The organism is Acidimicrobiia bacterium, from assembly GCA_035471805.1.
In the GTDB taxonomy this organism is placed as follows: domain Bacteria; phylum Actinomycetota; class Acidimicrobiia; order Spongiisociales; family JAHEDJ01; genus JAHEDJ01.
On record DATIPS010000008.1, the window covers coordinates 72837 to 88853 of the forward strand.

Consider the following 16017-nt stretch of genomic DNA (forward strand, 5'->3'; position numbering starts at 1 on the left):
CAACGGGTGCCAACATAGGGAGCATTCCGAGCAAAATGGGGAACCACCCCCGATGCGCAGACTCCAGGTCGGCCGTACCTTGGCGGTCGGGGATGTTCGGATCATGTTGCTCCACCGGGGTAAACCCTTATTGATCCCCCTATCTCTCAGTGAACGATGAGGGGCATACCCAATAGTGCAGACGGCCCTCTTCCCGCACACTCGGTGATGAGACACAGTGCCGGATCTGCCGGCGACACATTGAAGGGGAAACACTCATGAAGAAAACTGGATTCACCGGATCGCTGGCGCGGGTCGCCGCGGTCCATCCATGGCGGACGATCACAGCATGGATAGTCGTACTCGCCGTCTCGTTCGTCGCGGCCGGGAGCCTCGGCGATGTGCTGGTGGACGGTGGCGAACTGTCGGTGGAAACCGAGTCCGAAACCGCCGGGCAGATCTGGGGTGAGCACTTCGAAGCAAGTGGAGCACCGCAGGAGTACGTGCTGGTCGAGAGCGACGGGCTCACGACCGACGATCCCGCATTCCTTGCAAGGGTCACTGCGCTCGTGGGAGAACTGACGGCTCTCGAAACCGTCGAGGGCACGGCTTCTTATCTGGACGGTGCCCCCGGCATGACGTCGAGCGACGGCACGGTGGCCCTCATTGTGGTCACCCTCACCGGCGACGGTGACTCGTCGGCACTCGCCGCGCCGGTTGTCGAAAAGGTCAATGAGGCCGACGCCGCAGCCGGCTTCCGGGTGACGACGATAGGCAACGGATCGGTGAACACCGAGTTCAACACCCTGGCTGAAGAAACATTGCAGCGTGGTGAGATGCTGGGGATCCCTGCCGCCCTCGTCATCCTCGTCGTTGTCTTCGGAGCGGCAGTGGCGGCCGGGATCCCTCTCCTGCTGGCCATCGTCTCCATTCTGGTGGCCGTCGGTCTGACCGCGGTCGTTGGGCAGGTCATGGACCTCTCGACTTTTGTGATGAACATGATCACGATGATCGGCCTGGCCGTCGGGATCGACTACTCGCTGTTCGTGGTCCAGCGATTCCGCGAGGAACGTGCCAAGGGTTCGCCGGTAGTCGAGGCAATAGAGCGAGCCGGCGACTCGGCCACCCGCGCCGTCTTCTTCTCAGGGATAACCGTTGTGATCGCTCTCATGGGCCTCCTCTACATGCCGGATACGGTCATGCGCAGCCTGGGCACCGGCGCCATCGTTGTCGTCATCGCTGCTCTGGCAGCAGCACTGACCTTGTTGCCCGCCATCCTTGGGCTGTTGGGTGATCGAGTGAACCGGGGTCGCGTCCCGTTCCTCGGGCGCACCTCATACCACGAGGGTGGGGGCCGGTTCTGGCATCGGGTCACCGAAGTCGTGACTGCCCGGCCGCTCGTCAGCATGTTCCTCGCCGGAGGGCTGCTCGTCGCGGCAGCTGTGCCGTATCTGACGCTCAACACAGGCCAGAACTTCATCGAGTCCCTGCCGGACGATTCGGATTCCCGGCATGCGTGGACGCTGCTCAACGAGGAGTTCGACACCGGCTCGTTCTATACGTCCATAATCGTCGATGGCTCCATCGATGATCCGGCAATAGCCGGCGCAGTCGGTGGGCTTGTGGCAGCGCTCGAAGCCGAAGACGGCTACGGCGAGGTACACGTGACGCCCAGCGCCGACGGCGAAATCGTATCCGTTGACGCAGTCACCAAGCTCGACCCCTCAACCGTTGAAGCACGCGATTCGATAGTCCGCCTGCGCACCGAGATGATCCCCGGTGCTTTCGACGGACTCGATACGGGGGTGTACGTGACCGGCGGGGCAGCCGGCACGGTCGACTATGTGGACGTGATCAACGGTCGCACTCCGGTCATCTTCGTGTTCGTACTCGGACTCAGTTTCGTGCTGCTGATGATGGTGTTCCGGTCGATAGTGGTTCCGCTGAAGGCGATCGTGATGAACCTGCTGTCGGTCGGGGCGTCCTACGGCCTGCTGGTCGCCGTGTTCCAGCACGGCTTCGGGGCCGACCTGTTCGGGTTCCAGCAGACCGATGTGATCGAAGCCTGGATACCGCTGTTCCTGTTTGCGGTCCTGTTCGGGCTGTCGATGGACTATCACATCTTTCTGCTCAGCCGTATCAAGGAGCACTACGACCTGACCGGGGACAACGACGGATCGGTGGCCTTCGGATTGGGATCCACCGGGGCGATCATCACGGGAGCAGCACTGATAATGGTGGCAGTTTTCGGCGGCTTTGCCGCAGGCGACCTGGTCATGTTCCAACAGATGGGCTTCGGTCTCGCCGTGTCCGTGATCCTGGACGCAACGGTCGTCCGTTCGGTCCTGGTGCCCGCCACCATGAAGCTCCTCGGCGCGCGCAACTGGTACCTGCCGGCCTGGCTCGGGTGGCTCCCTCAGATTCATATCGAGGGGCGCGGCGAGCCGGTGGTGCGGCCCATACCTGTGCCGGAAGCCGCCTAGCCCTCAGTCCGGATCGGGCTTGTCGCCGCCACCTCGGGAATTCTCGGGGTGGCGGCGAAGCCGGTTTATCCAGCTACAGGAGCCGTTGTTCGTGGCGGGCCGCCTTCCTCACTTCCGGCACCTGTTCCGGCGGGCCTGCCTGGTCGTGACCAGCCCTTTGGCCCTCAGTCGTTGTGCCCGGGGCCCCCTGCATACAGACGGGCGGCTGCCGACCAAGTCTGCATGCGGGTAGTCGAAGGCTCACCCGTGTCGCCGTCCACCCACTCGGGATATGCCCATTCGCCGTTGACGGTGTTGGTCCGGTCGATGGCGGCCACGACTCTGCCGGCTGCTTCGTTTCGTCCGGTGTGGCGCAGCGCCCAGGAGTGGAAGCCGCCTATGAATGGCCAGGCGCCGGCGTTGTGGTAGTGGTGCGGCCCGTTGCGCCACCTGGGGTCCTGGAGCGCCTCCGCGTTTGGCTCCACCAGGCTGTTCCGAGCGTTGGGATCGACGGGTGCGCCGAGGGTCCTCGTCGCGAACGGTTCGCTCACCGACAACTCATCGAGGGCGTTGAGGATGAAGTGCTGCTGCGGTCCGGTGGCAACATCGGCGATGACTGCGATGCAGTTGCCGAGTACGTCGAGGTTCTCGCGCAGCCGTGCGGCTTCGAGCGTCGCGCCGAACCACCGGCGGTCGGGGTTGTGCGCCTGGCGTAGCACCCCGGCGAGGATCGGATGCGGCCAGCCGCGGCGAACCCCGGCGGGTGCCTCGAACAGCAATGTGGCGATATCGAGGTCCTCTGCCGGCCACAGAAGGGCGCGTACTGCGGCCGCCGTCGCGTCAGCATCGAGTCCGGAACCGAGGTCGAGGCCGTGATCGTCGGCGATCGGTTCGAACAGGCGCAGGGCCCATACCCAGAGGGAGTTGACCAGAAGCGTCATTCCGCTTCGATGCAATGTCGAGTCCATCCAGTCACCCGCCGGCGGAACCCACAGGAGACCCAGGCCGTTCAGATCGCGATCGCGCAGCCAGCGAATGGCTGCGGCTGCTGTAGCGCGCAGGGTCCGCGCCTCATCGGGTGTGCAGCTCTCGAGGACGTAGGCCGTCGCAATGGCGAACCATGCGCTGGCATCGACTGCGCCGTTCTCGTGCCAGTCCCGGTACAGGCCGGCATCTCGATTCCAAACGGTGTTGGGGATCTGGCCGTTGGGACGTGCGCAAGAACCGAGCGTCAGCAGCGAACGGATTCCGGCGTGGATGAGTTCAGGGTCGTTCGCCGCGACAGCGCCGACGGTGGCAATAGCAGCGTCGCGAGCCCATATGGACTGGTAGTGATCATCCGCGCCGGAGGCAACAAAACCGTGCGGACGAACGGCCCGGCGGAGTGCGTCGAGGGCGGCAACCCGTGCGTCAACCTCGGTGGGCAGCATCGGCGTGAGCATGTGCTTCCTCGATTCTCGTCTGCATTCATCGGATATCCGCAGTCTGCCACGGGGTGGTCGCGCCTGGACTTGGCCCTGCCGCGACGTTGAGGTGGACACACGGTAGGGTCTGGGGTTGTTGCCGACGGGACGGGAGACGATGACTACGGCCGGAACTCTTCTTGTGACCGGGTTCACTGTGTTTCTGGCCGGCGCGGCCGGGTGGAGACTCGAGTACGAGGCCCCCATCGCCGAGCGGCTGCCACACTTGCACCAGGACCGGCGCCGGCTCCGGTGGATCCACCGGACCATGATCGTCGCTCTGGTCCTCACGCCCGGCGGATTGGGTGCAGCGGCTGGTGTTGCCGACCATCCCGCGGCCTGGGCGGCAGCCATCGCCTATTCGGTTGGTGCGGTGTTGTGGATGGTGAACCTCATGTTCCGCCTCACGGTCCAGGAGTGGGTTGCCGAACAGGTAGCCGGCGGTTCGGAGATCCCGAAGTTGTTTGTACCATTGCTCAACTGGGTGGGTTTGGGTTACACAGTGCACATGTTTGTGGCCTATTTGTCGGCCGTTCCGCTGGCCTGGGCCCTCACCGAGCGGGCCTTGATCCCCGACTGGCTCGGCTGGTCGGGTGCCGCGTGGGGTGTGCTCTTCTCTGCCGGGTTGGCCTATGAGCGTTTCCGCTTCTTCTTCTCGCCTCCGATCTGGGCGCACATGTTCACTCTCTGCGTCGGGATAGCCCTGCTGGTCTGAGAGGCGATGACGGGTTCAGCACAAACGTCACCGGCCGACTGAGTAATGCCGGTTCACCCGGAGGAAGCCGAGGGTAGTGTCTCGTCGCCGTCCCGCAGTCCCGGCTAGCCGGCGTGGACGATCTCGACGACGGGTTGCATGGATTCGATAGCAGCAATCGTTCTCGGAAACACGTCGCATCGAACTTCCTCGAATCCCAGCTCACCCATTGAGAGGATGTGCTCGGCGATCTCCTGGGATGAACCGGTCACCGGCTGTTCCATGTCGAGACCTTCAGTCTTCCAATCGAGAGTCTTGAACCCCTCTGGAACAACGGTGTACAAGTCCAAGGTCCGTCTCAGGGTGGCCGGGTCGCGGCCCTCGGCCTCACAGGCCTGTTCCAGTTTCTCGATGATCGGCGTCAACCGGTTCCCGATGTCCTGGACCGTCTCGTCCCAGCCCCACCAGTTCCAGGCGTCGGCGTATTTGGCGACGAGTCGCAGCATCTTCGGCCCGCCCGCCGCGATGTTGATCGGAGGACCTTCCGATCGGGGACCGCGCAGCACCAGTTCGGCCTGTTTGGCGGTATAGAACTCGCCATCGAAGTCGATGGCTCCCGTCTTCAGGAGACCGTGGATGATCTGTATCGCTTCGGCGAACCGTGAGTACCGTTCGCCGGTTGGGAAACCGAATGCTTCATAGTCCGAATCCGCCGTGTTGCCTGCGCCGATACCGAGAACGAATCGCCCGTCTGAGATCTCGTCGATGGTGTCGGCGATCTTTGCCACCATGGCCGGGGACCGGTACGGAGAGTTCACGACCGATTGCCCCAGGTTGATACGGCTGGTGGTAGCCGCCAACGCTGCTGCGATCGACACGGATTCCCAGGCCCCGTTCGTTGCCTTCTCGTTGCGGTACAGCAGCGCATCTTCGAACACGAACATGTCGAATTCGGCTGCTTCGGCTGCTTCTGCCCGTTCGCTGATCGACTTCCATGAGGGTGGCGGTGTTTCCCCGTCCGGTCTCCCGTTCAGTTCAGTGATGAGCCCGATATTCATGCACCGAACCTAGCCGTCGCTCGCCGGCATCGAAATGATGAGCGGTAGATGGCCGGGACTCCGACCTCCTTGCAGTCCCGCGTTTCCCCCACGGTGAGAGTGGACTGGTCCCGTTCTCGTTGGGAGACGGCCCCGAGAGCGTCGTCGCGCGATGGCTCAGGCTTCGATCGGGGACTGCCACCGATCACTCGAGCATGCGACTTCGGATGGCGCGGTCCACTGCCCGGATCACCGATGAGCAGGTGTAGCATCCCAGGGCTTCGACTCTTTCGACTGGACCAATCCTTTGTCCCCTTCAGCCATTGGACGCCGGGAATTCGCTGTGATGATCGCCATGATCATGGCGATGACAGCACTGGCCATCGATATCATGCTGCCAACCTTCGGTGCGGTGCGAACCGAATACGGACTGGCAGCCGATTCAACTCAGCCGGCGGCCATCGTGACCTTCTTCTTCCTGGGATTGGCTTCAGCGCAGGTGTTCTTCGGGCCTCTGGCGGATCGCTACGGGCGCAAACCCGTCCTCTATGCAGGACTGATTCTGTACATCGTGAGTGCTCTGGCGGCGGCGTTGGCGCCGACCTTGGAGATGGTGCTCATCAGCCGGTTCGTCTGGGGTGTCGGCGCTGCCGCCCCCCGGGTGGTCGCCCTCTCCGTCGTGAGGGACACCTACTCTGGGGAGGCGATGGCCCGAACGATGTCGATCATCATGTCGATATTCGTTCTGGTGCCCGTCGTCGCTCCCAGCCTGGGAGCACTGATCCTGAGCCTTGCTTCGTGGCGCTGGGTGTTCGGAGCGTGTGCAATCATCGCGACATCGCTGGCGGTCTGGACCCTGCGACTGCCGGAGACCCTCAAACCGGAGAGGCGTCTTCCCTTGCGGTTCGATTCGATCGTGGCGGCAGGAAAGACCGTCGTGACCAACCGGCAGACGATCGGCTACACGCTGGCTATGACCCTCCTCTTCGGCGTCTTCTTCTCCTATCTGGCGAGTTCGGAACTGATCATCTCGGACGTATTCGACCGTGCCGGGCAGTTCCCCTTCATCTTCGGTGGCCTGGCGGGCGTGATGGGTACCGCGATGCTGGTCAACGCTGCCATCGTTTCCCGTGTGGGTCTCGACCGCATGGTGCACATCGTGCTGGTTGGCTACGTGGCGGCTTCGGCGTCGATATCCGCCCTGGCCGTCGCCACCAACGGAACCCCCGGTTTCTGGGTCTTTCTTTCCGGCCTGGCGATCATGCTGAGCATGCACGCGCTGCTCATCCCCAACTTCAACGCCATGGCGATGAACCCGATGGGAAAGCTGGCCGGCACTGCAGCTGCCGTGATCGGGACGATCTCGATGTCCCTGGGGGCGGGATTGGGAGCGCTGCTCGATAGCGCTTTCGACGGGACGGTTCTTCCTCTCGCCCTGGGATTCTTCGGATGCGGCGTAGCCGCCGTCGGGTTCGTCGTTTGGGCCGGACGAGGCCGCCTAATCGAACCGGATGAGTCTCCGGATGAAGCTCTCGGTCGAGCTGCGGCTGTCGGCGGCTAGTCCGGCGCGCTGGTTGGTCGAGACATACGATCTGGGGCTCGGTACACCCATTGGAAACGATGGGCGTTGGCCGGAGACACGATCGCTTCTCTGCCCTACGGCCGCTCGAATACGCAGTCGGGCGGACTCGCCTGCGCTTCCGACCAGGTCCGGTACCAGGGGCAGTGGAATGGAACGGGAGCGCTTGAAAGACCGCCGTCGGTTTCCACCCATACAAGGGTCATCGAGCCGTCCACGTTGAGGATGATCTGTTCGGAGACGGTGCCTGTGGTGGTCCCGTCCGGCGCCTGGAGCAACATTTCGCCCAGCATCACTGCGATTGCACCGTCACAGGCCTCGGAATCGAAGACGTCGCATCCCGCCTGCAGGCTGCCAAAGAACGACCCACGAACGGCGCGAGAAGCATCGACATCCCCGAAGAACGAGCATTCCAGAGTCTGCTCAGGTCCCCAGCAGATCAGCATCTCGTGCGTTTCTCCGTAGTTGTCCCGGTGCCACACTCCTCTCAGGTCGAGAGATGTCTGCTCGTCATTGTCCGGTGGGAATCCGACCCACATTTCCTGCTTGAAATCCGTTGAGTTCGCCCCATAGACCAGAACTCTCGATTCCCCGGCCACAAGGTCGTAGACATGCCAGGACTCGCCCGCCGGCAGCGGAGGCCCGTCGATCCGAGTCCACGACGAACCGTCCGCCGATACCCAGAACAAAGGCTGGGAGGCATCACGGCCTGCTGCCAGCAGGCCGAAATCGCCGGCTGTGACTTCGCTCATGAGCTGGTGTCCGTCTGAGCCGAACACCGCCGCGTCGTGGGGTACCCTGCTCCAGGTCGCGCCGTTGGTCGAGGTCCACACCGCCGCGTCGCCTTCGCCGTCCGCCCGGTCCATCCCTACGCCCACGAGTCCGGAAGCTGTTGTCACCACATCGTTCAGGTGTGCGTCGACTCCTCCGAGAACGGCCTCCTCCTCGAACCTGGTCCAGGCACGACCGTCGGATGACGTCCACAGTGCTGTACCGATAGCCACCATCCCGGGGCCGCCGGCGAAGAGCCCATCGACGACATCTTCGCCGAACACGTCGCTATCGAGCGTAACCCGCGACCACGAGATGCCGTCTGGTGAGATCCATGAGGCAACCCCGAACTCACCGGCGAGAACATCGCCTTCTGTGCCGAAAGCGACCAAACCGGTATCGGCCTGGGCGACACGACGAATGGTCAGATCTTCTGATCCGCCGAAAACAGCGTCGTTGTGCTGAACCCGGACCCATGACTCGCCATCGACTGAGGTCCATACTGCGGGCCTGCTGCCAGCTTCCTCGAATACCGACCCCACCGCCACCAACCCGGGTCCACCGACGACTACATCCTCAATCTGCTTCCGTTCCCTTATGAGGCTCACGTCGAACGCGCCCTCTGCCACGGGACGCAACCAGGTGATCCCATCCGCGGAGGCCAGCACCGTCGAGCCGACTGCCACGAAACCGGGTCCACCTGCTGCAGCTGCCATGATCCGGGCGGGCAATCCCAGGTCACCCGAGATGGCGATCTGGTCGGGAACTCTGACCCACGACCAGGCTGTTGACGAGGAGGGATTGTCGGGTTCTCCCTTCAGCGCCGCGAGCAGCATGTCGGACTGGAGCGCGGAGACTTCCAGCGCTCCGTTCACCGAAGCAAGGACTTCGAAGAAAGATCTCTGAAATGACTCCGAGTTCTCGGCGCGAATGGCAGCGGCCATGCCCTCCAGGCCCGCAGCCGCTGATGACATCAAGTGCCCCTGGTGTGTGTGGTACGTGAGAGCCGGGCCGGGCGGTTCCAGGGCTCCCCAGACTGCCCGGGCGGAGGTGAACAATGAGGCTTCCTCGTCGAGTAAGGCGAGGAGGCCGTCAAGATCGGCGTCACTCGCCGACAGCAGCACCTGCATGCCGGCCAGCACCTCTTGCACATCGCCGGAGAACTGGGTTGCCACCACCGAGGCTTCGAACACGTATCGGGCGAGGGGGTCGCTTCGTTCGGCGAGTACCGAGCCGACGAGCTGTCGCTGCAAGTCGCCGGCTTCGATCTCGGCGAAGGTGAGCTCCTGGCTCTCTGCCTGCAAAAGCACAAGTGCATCCTGATCGCCGTCGCGCACAGCATCAGCAAGATCCGAATACCATTCGAGCCAGGCGATCTGGCTGTCGAGGAGTTTCTCGTGGTGGTCGGCCGCCTCGTCAGGAGGATTCAGGGTCCTGAGGGTCGCGATGTGGCGGTCGAGTGCGGCGAACATGTCCCGTGCGCCCTGTTCGGTGGGCGATTGGAGGACGGCGGCGGCTGCTTCGGTCAGGCCGGCCTCCCGGGCGCCTTCGATGGTGGCGACGAGGTATTCGGTGAGCGACAGTGCAGGTGCAACCGTCGTTGTGGTGGGCACGGTCGCCGTGGTTGTCGAGGTTGTCGGATTGGTCGATGACACGGATGGCTGCGTGGGGTCCGGCTCATTCCCACCGGTGCATGCTCCCAACACGAGCAGACAACAGAGGACAAGGGCCGTGCGCGGCACCGCGTGGTCCCTAACCGGCATTTCTTCCTCCCCGGGTGTGTCGGTCGATACCCAACCTACACAGCAGGATCGGGGCGCAACGTCTCAGACCGTTGCCGCCCTCCGCCCTCCGGGCACCCGGGCCCGGCTCCTCAGCGGCGCATCGCTTCGATTGCTCCCCTGATTCCGCCTTTGAGGTCCAGACTCCCGGCGATGTCGTTGAGCCGGATGATCTCGTCCTCGGCAAGGATCAGGTCGGCTGCCTCTGCGTTCTGCGTGACCTGTGCGGCGCTGCTGGCTCCTGGAATCGCCACCGTGTTCGGGTGCGACAACACCCAGGACAGGGCCACCTGGGCAGGAGTAGCCCCATGAGTCGAGCCGATCCGGCGAAGTGCATCGATCAGGGGCGTTGCCCGCGCCAGGTTGGTCGACGAGGCGAGCGGATTGAGCAGATTCCTGCGGCGCATACCCTCAGGCCGGTTGCCGGGGCTGTACTTCCCGGAGAGAAAGCCCTGAGCCAGCGGGCTGTAGGCGATGATGATCCGGTCGTTCGAAGCCGCAAACGGAATGAGTTTCCGGATGGGTTGGCGGCGGACGAGGTTGAAGAGAACCTGGTTGGAGCGAATCGGGGATCCCAGAAGTTCGTCGGCTTGCTTCCACCGGCTCAACGAGTAGTTGCTGACGCCGACATGACGCGTGATGCCGGCCGACTGCACCCTGCGCATTCCTTCCATGCCGAGACGGGCCGGGAAAGCCGGGTTGGGCCAGTGCATCTGGTAGAGATCGATCTGTTCGACTTGGAGACGGCGCCGGCTCGCTTGTGCCCTTCGTTCGATTCGACCCGGGAGTGGAACGATCGGCAGAAACTTGGTGGCTACGAAAACACGCTGCCCGTCGAGCGCACGACCGAGTATCTCCTCCGAGCGGCCCCTTGCATAGACCTCGGCCGTGTCGAAGAAATTGATACCCATTTCCAGAGCGCGCTCGACGACGGAGTGCGCTTCGCGGTTTGCGTAGTCCTCGCCGTAGCCCCATTCCCTGGAGCCGAACTGCCACGTGCCCAGGCCGATCTTCGAGAGGTTTTCGCCGGCGGCTTCAAGGTAACGCATGCCGCCATTGTCGCCGATGGAGGCACCCAGCAGTGTTGTCGATCGAGTTTGGCTGCATAGGCGTGGCGCAGGCGATGGAGGCGTTCCGTTTACAGGCTGTTGGCGGGTCGAGGACCTCGAGTGATCTCGACCGTTCCGGGACCGGCCGTTACATCCCATCGAGGGCGGCGGTTACGTCCTCGAGTTCGATGAAATCGCCCCCTCGTGCCTTGCGGTGCTGCTGGGCGGCGACGATGAGGTCGCCCTCGTCGATACCGTCGGGCACCGGGTTGATCCACGTGAGGAGCTCGATGACCGCGCCATTCGGATCGCGAAAGTAGATCGATCGCTCGTAGCCCCGATCCACCGGACCCCGGTACTTCACCCCGTGCGCATCGAGTGTCGCCATGGCCTCTTCGATCGGCACAGACAGGTTCAGAGCCAGGTGCAGCATGCCGCCCAGCTGCCGGCGCGGCGGGGTCTCCGGAAGCGAACCCTGCTCGGGCACGAAATAGGCAACGAACTGTCCGGGGCCTGCCTCGAAGAACAAGTGAACCTGACTCTGGTCGTCGAGGTTCGGCTGTTCGAGAACGAGCCGCATCCCGAGCACTTCCGTGTAGAAGTGGATCGTCTCTTCGTAGTTGCGCCCTACCAGAGCGGGATGGTTGATGCCGCGCGTCGCGATTGTCATGCGAAATCGTGCGGGTGGCGGTCGATCCGGTCGGCGGGGATCGTTCCGAGCTTGCCCGATTCGTAGTCTTCGAATGCTTGCACCAGTTCGGCCCGGTTGTTCATGACGAACGGTCCGTACCAGGCGACGGGCTCGCCGATCGGCCTGCCGCCCAGAATCAGCACATCCACGTTGGGGCTGCGTGACTCCTGCAGTTCGTCTGCTGAGATGGTGATGGAGTCTCCTCGCCCGAACGCCACCAACTGACCCATGCCGGCCGGCCGTCCGTCCGTTCCGAATCGAGCGTTGCCGTTCAAGACGTATACCAGCGCGTTGAAGTCTCTCCTCCATGGAAGGCTCAGGCGTGCCCCGGGGTACAGGGTGGCGTGCACCATGGTGATCGGCGTATGAGTCGAGCCGGGTCCGGAAACCCCGCCGAGATCGCCGGCAATCAGGCGGAGCAGCACATCGCCATCGGGACTGGTGAGCAGGCCGACGTCGCCGGCGCGTAGATCCTGGTACTTGGGGGGAAGCCACTTGTCCCGCGACGGGAGATTGACCCACAGCTGGAATCCGTGGAACAGCCCGCCCGACACGACGAGTTCCTCCGGCGGGGTCTCGATGTGGAGGATCCCCGAGCCGGCAGTCATCCACTGGGTGTCCCCGTCGGTGATCTTGCCGCCCCCGCCGTGGGAGTCCTGGTGGCGGAGTTCGCCGTCGATCATGTAGGTGACCGTCTCGAAACCGCGGTGCGGATGCCACGGCGTGCCCTTTGGCTCTCCGGGGGCATACTCGACCTCACCCATCTGATCGAGGTGCACGAATGGGTCGAGCACCGAGAGGTCGACTCCGGCGAAGGCGCGGCGGACCGGGAATCCTTCTCCCTCGAAGCCCTGCGGAGCAGTCGTGATCGACTGAACCGGGCGCTCGATCACGCTGTCGATGGAAGCCGGAGCGACTCGAGCAAGGCTGGAGAGGTCTTCAACGGTTATGGCTGGCATGGGTACTCTTTCTGGCAACTAGTTGCGTGGCCCAACTATATGGCTCGTATCGGCACTCGGGGTGCGATGTGTCGCCGTTAGGCCGGCGTGGCTTGAACCTCGATCTCGATTGTGATTCTCTTGGAAACGAGCACCCCGCCGGATTCGAGCGCGACGTTCCAGGTCAGTCCCCACTCCTCTCGCAGGATCTCGGTCCTTCCCGAGAAGGCTGCCTTGGAGTTGCCCCACGGATCGTCCACGAGGCCCTCGAACCGGAAGTCGATCGCCACGGGCTTGGTGATCCCCTTGATGGTCAGGTCTCCGTTGAGGACCCAGGCGTCGCCGCTGGCGACAATACCGGTGGAGACGAACTTCATCTCCGGGTACGCCGCGACGTCGAAGAAGTCGGGCGAAGTGAGATGTCCGTCGCGGTCGGGGGCGCCGGTCGACACCGAGCCTGTCGCGATCGTCACAGAAACGGAACTGTCGAGAGGGTTCCCGGCGACGTCGATCGTGCCGGTGACGTCCGGGAACGAGCCGCGTACCTTCGTGACCATGAGGTGACGGGCAAGGAACTCAACGGACGAGTGAGCGGGGTCGATCTGCCAGGTGCCCTCGGTTGGGACGATTTTGCTCCCGTCGGTGGTGCGGGTGAGCGCATGAGCTGCGGCGGTCATTGGGGTCTCCTTTTGTTGCACTTATCAATGATTGCGTATTGCAACTATATCAGATTGATTGCGTTGCGCAACTATTTTCTGTACGCTCCTCTTATGGCAGTGAAACTCAAGACCACCGAGGCTTCCGAGACCTGGCGCGCGGTGATGACTGCGTTCACCCGCGTCAACGCAGTGCTCGCCGAGGAAATGGACGCCGAGACCGACGTGTCGCTCGAGTGGTACGGCATCCTGCTCATGCTCTCCCAAGCCGAAGGAGGCGCTATGCGAGCCTCGGATGTCGCCGATCAGATCGGTCTCAGCCGCAGCGGGACCACACGGCTCATCGACCGCCTCGAGCGCGGCGGCCTGGTGGAGCGCCGGTCCTGCGGATCAGATCGACGCGGGACCTTCGTTGCCCTGACCGCGCAAGGTGAAGAGACGTTCAAGAAGGCTGGACGAATGCATCTCCGCGGCATCGACGAACACGTCGGATCACACCTCACGTCCGATGAGATGGCAGACCTCCGCAGGATCCTCACCAAGCTCGCGGCCGGTGTCGAGGGCGAGGCGCTTGCATTGCTTGGCCGGTCGATCGACGCATCCTGACGCCCGCAGCCGGCCGCCGGCCTGCTACCGACGCCGACAAGCCAAATCCGAGGGACGTTCCTTGACTTCCGCCATGCGGTCGTGCTGTGAGACCGGTGTGTTGGTTCCGGACGTATCGGGGGAGAAGCTTCTCGAGTTGGTGCCGTGACGTGTCAAGCGCAACGATGAAGGACCCCCACGGATTGATCTTGGCACTTCCGGAGTTCCTCCTGTTTCGTCTTGGTGGGCATCAAGGCTCCCACGTAGACCCCGGCCAGCACCAGAGCCGCGCCTGCGAGAAACCCCGCCGTGATCGCCTCGCCGGCCACTGTTGCTGCAACCACGATGGTTACCAGAGGAACGAGCACGAATCCATAGGACGCTCCCGATGCCGTCCATTTCTCCAGAACGAACATGTAGAGCAGGAAGGCGATGATCGTCACGAACACCACCAGGTAGACGAGGGCGACCCACGTATCCGCCTGGGAGGGGACGGTCCACGACTCACCCCGGGCCAGTGACACGGCGCCGAGGATGAGCGCGCCGGTCGTCATGGCAATTGCATTGGTCATGACAGGAGGATTCGGAGGGAACTTCTTGATCAATACACCGCCCTCGGCGACGAATACCGATGCCACGATTATCGCGATGATGTGCGGGATCGAAGTCCCCGATCCGCCGGTGCCTGCAACGGTGACGGCGATACCGGCGACTGCAAGAAAGGAACCGGCAATCCCGCGCCGGGTTATCGCCTCCAGGCCTTGAAATGAAGAAAGGAACAGCGTTCCGAGCGGGATGAGTGCCATCAGGGTCTGAAAGGTGCTCGCCGGTGTTTCGATGAGGCCCCAACCGATCAGGGCGAAAGCCAATCCAACGGTGAGCGTTCCGAAGAGCACCGCGCCGAAGAGTGCTCGCCCTCGGGGCAATGACAGCTTCTTGGAGACGGACAGTGCCCAGAATGCCAGTGCTGCCAACCCGAATCGCGCTGTTCCGACCCAGAACGGGGCCATCTCCTCGTAGGTGATGCGGATGGCGACGGAGGCGCCGCCGCCGGCCAGTACGAACAAGCCGAAGGCGGCCAGAACCCGTCTCTCCGGCAAGCCGCTGCGGGCGGCCGTGACAGCTGCCATTGGTCCCTCCTCATGCGGTCGGGCTCCCCATCGCTCTAGACCAAGGTGGAGCCTCTTGTCTGGGTAGCCAGTCAAGCAGACCCATCGCCACGGCATCTGCCTGGGCGCGGATTCCTCCGCACTCGGTCATGTTGCCGATGACCGTTGCCGGCGGCGATCGGCCGCGGGTACCGAACGGGCGGCCCATGTAGAGTCGCCGCAGTCGGCTTCGGCTTTCAAAGCGAAGGGAGTTTGCGGTGTCGGTAGGTCGTTCAGGAGTCGGTCTGGTGCTGCCGATGCTCGAGAAGCCCCTGTCGGGTGAGAAGCCTTCGTGGCCCGAGATCAGGAATATGGCGAAGCACGCCGAAGCTCTCGGTTTCGACACCGTGTGGGTGGCTGATGAACTCTTGTGGCGTATCCCGGATTGGCCCGGTCCGCGCGGATGGTGGGAATGCGTGTCGATGGCCGGAGCGGTGGCAGCCAGCACCTCGACGGTCGGTGTCGGGACCTGGGTGCTCTCGGCACTGCATCGAAATCCGGGTCTGACGGTCAAGGTCGCCGAGACGCTCGACGAGATAAGCGGCGGCCGTTTCATCCTGGGTCTGGGCGCCGGTCACGCGGGCGATCAGGGAGCAACCTTTGGCTACCCGCCGGACAAGACGGTCTCGCGTTATGAGGAAGCCCTCGAGATCGTTGTTCCGGCGCTGCGCGGCGAGATCGTTTCAAGCGAGGGCCGCTACCACCACGCCCAACAGCTGGAGATCCGTCCGCGCGGTCCTCGTCCGGGCGTCATCCCTCTCATGCTGGGTGCGCACGGGCCGCGCACGATGAGACTGGCGGCACGGCATGCGGACATCTGGAGCGCATTCGCCACCGAGAGCAGCCTGCCTGAGTGGTTCGCCCCGATGCTCGACCGGCTGGAGGAAGCGTGCGTCAGCGTGGATCGCGACCCGGCCACGCTGGGGCGCTCGATTGGAGTTTTCGTCGAGCCGACCGACGATCACAGCGCGGAAGCAACCGGGCTCGGAGTGCCGATTTCGGGGTCGCCGGCCGAGATTGCCGAGACTATTGCCCGGTTCGGCGAGATCGGTGTGACGAGGGTGGAGCTGGTCCCGTGGCCGGGAACCGAGGAGAGCCTGGATGCCATTGGCCCGGTGATCGAGCTTCTCGATGAGTGACCGGCCGGCGGTGGTTCTGCCTGCCGCGCACCGGGCCCTGCCTCG

General features: G+C 63.6%; 13 protein-coding genes. 5 read left to right on the forward strand and 8 right to left on the reverse strand.

Going from position 1 to position 16017, the window contains the following annotated elements:
- Positions 1-257 precede the first annotated feature (257 nt).
- Positions 258-2462 carry an MMPL family transporter gene (locus tag VLT15_01835; GenBank protein HSR43956.1) on the forward strand — a complete coding sequence of 735 codons (2205 nt, stop codon included), beginning with the start codon at positions 258-260 and terminating at the stop codon, positions 2460-2462.
- A 164-nt stretch (positions 2463-2626) separates the two neighbouring features.
- Here the strand turns inward: VLT15_01835 and VLT15_01840 are convergent, their stop codons facing one another.
- Positions 2627-3883, reverse strand: a complete 1257-nt coding sequence (locus VLT15_01840) for a glycoside hydrolase 100 family protein (protein ID HSR43957.1) — start codon at positions 3881-3883, stop codon at positions 2627-2629.
- A 139-nt stretch (positions 3884-4022) separates the two neighbouring features.
- Between VLT15_01840 and VLT15_01845 the strand changes: the two genes are divergently transcribed.
- Positions 4023-4619, forward strand: a complete 597-nt coding sequence (locus VLT15_01845) for a DUF4386 family protein (protein HSR43958.1) — start codon at positions 4023-4025, stop codon at positions 4617-4619.
- A 104-nt stretch (positions 4620-4723) separates the two neighbouring features.
- Here the strand turns inward: VLT15_01845 and VLT15_01850 are convergent, their stop codons facing one another.
- Complete coding sequence (locus VLT15_01850; GenBank protein HSR43959.1) at positions 4724-5656, reverse strand: LLM class flavin-dependent oxidoreductase; 933 nt, start codon at positions 5654-5656, stop codon at positions 4724-4726.
- 325 nt (positions 5657-5981) lie between these two features.
- On the opposite strand from VLT15_01850, the gene VLT15_01855 reads away from it, so the two are divergent.
- Positions 5982-7196 (forward strand): multidrug effflux MFS transporter, encoded by a 1215-nt coding sequence (locus tag VLT15_01855; protein HSR43960.1) that lies wholly within the window; start codon positions 5982-5984, stop codon positions 7194-7196.
- Positions 7197-7291: 95 nt separating this feature from the next.
- Here VLT15_01855 and VLT15_01860 read toward each other — a convergent pair whose 3' ends face one another.
- The 5 genes from VLT15_01860 to VLT15_01880 all read right to left on the reverse strand — a co-directional run bounded on the left by VLT15_01860 (position 7292) and on the right by VLT15_01880 (position 13121).
- A complete protein-coding gene (locus tag VLT15_01860) occupies positions 7292-9640 on the reverse strand; it encodes a hypothetical protein (protein HSR43961.1) in 2349 nt (782 codons plus the stop codon).
- A 218-nt stretch (positions 9641-9858) separates the two neighbouring features.
- A complete protein-coding gene (locus VLT15_01865; protein ID HSR43962.1) occupies positions 9859-10815 on the reverse strand; it encodes an aldo/keto reductase in 957 nt (318 codons plus the stop codon).
- A gap of 148 nt (positions 10816-10963) precedes the next feature.
- Complete coding sequence (locus VLT15_01870; protein HSR43963.1) at positions 10964-11485, reverse strand: VOC family protein; 522 nt, start codon at positions 11483-11485, stop codon at positions 10964-10966.
- Positions 11482-12465 carry a pirin family protein gene (locus VLT15_01875; GenBank protein HSR43964.1) on the reverse strand — a complete coding sequence of 328 codons (984 nt, stop codon included), beginning with the start codon at positions 12463-12465 and terminating at the stop codon, positions 11482-11484. The genes VLT15_01870 and VLT15_01875 overlap by 4 nt, the downstream gene beginning before the upstream one ends.
- Positions 12466-12542: 77 nt before the next feature.
- Entirely contained in the window at positions 12543-13121 is a 579-nt protein-coding gene (locus VLT15_01880; protein ID HSR43965.1) for a YceI family protein, read from the reverse strand.
- 93 nt (positions 13122-13214) lie between these two features.
- Between VLT15_01880 and VLT15_01885 the strand changes: the two genes are divergently transcribed.
- On the forward strand, positions 13215-13706 hold the full coding sequence (locus VLT15_01885) for a MarR family transcriptional regulator (GenBank protein ID HSR43966.1): 492 nt from the start codon (positions 13215-13217) through the stop codon (positions 13704-13706).
- Positions 13707-13858: 152 nt separating this feature from the next.
- Here the strand turns inward: VLT15_01885 and VLT15_01890 are convergent, their stop codons facing one another.
- Positions 13859-14815, reverse strand: coding sequence for an EamA family transporter (locus tag VLT15_01890; GenBank protein ID HSR43967.1), 957 nt, complete (start codon positions 14813-14815; stop codon positions 13859-13861).
- A 236-nt stretch (positions 14816-15051) separates the two neighbouring features.
- Here VLT15_01890 and VLT15_01895 point away from each other — a divergent pair, with 236 nt between their 5' ends.
- Entirely contained in the window at positions 15052-15972 is a 921-nt protein-coding gene (locus VLT15_01895; protein ID HSR43968.1) for an LLM class flavin-dependent oxidoreductase, read from the forward strand.
- Positions 15973-16017: the final 45 nt, after the last annotated feature.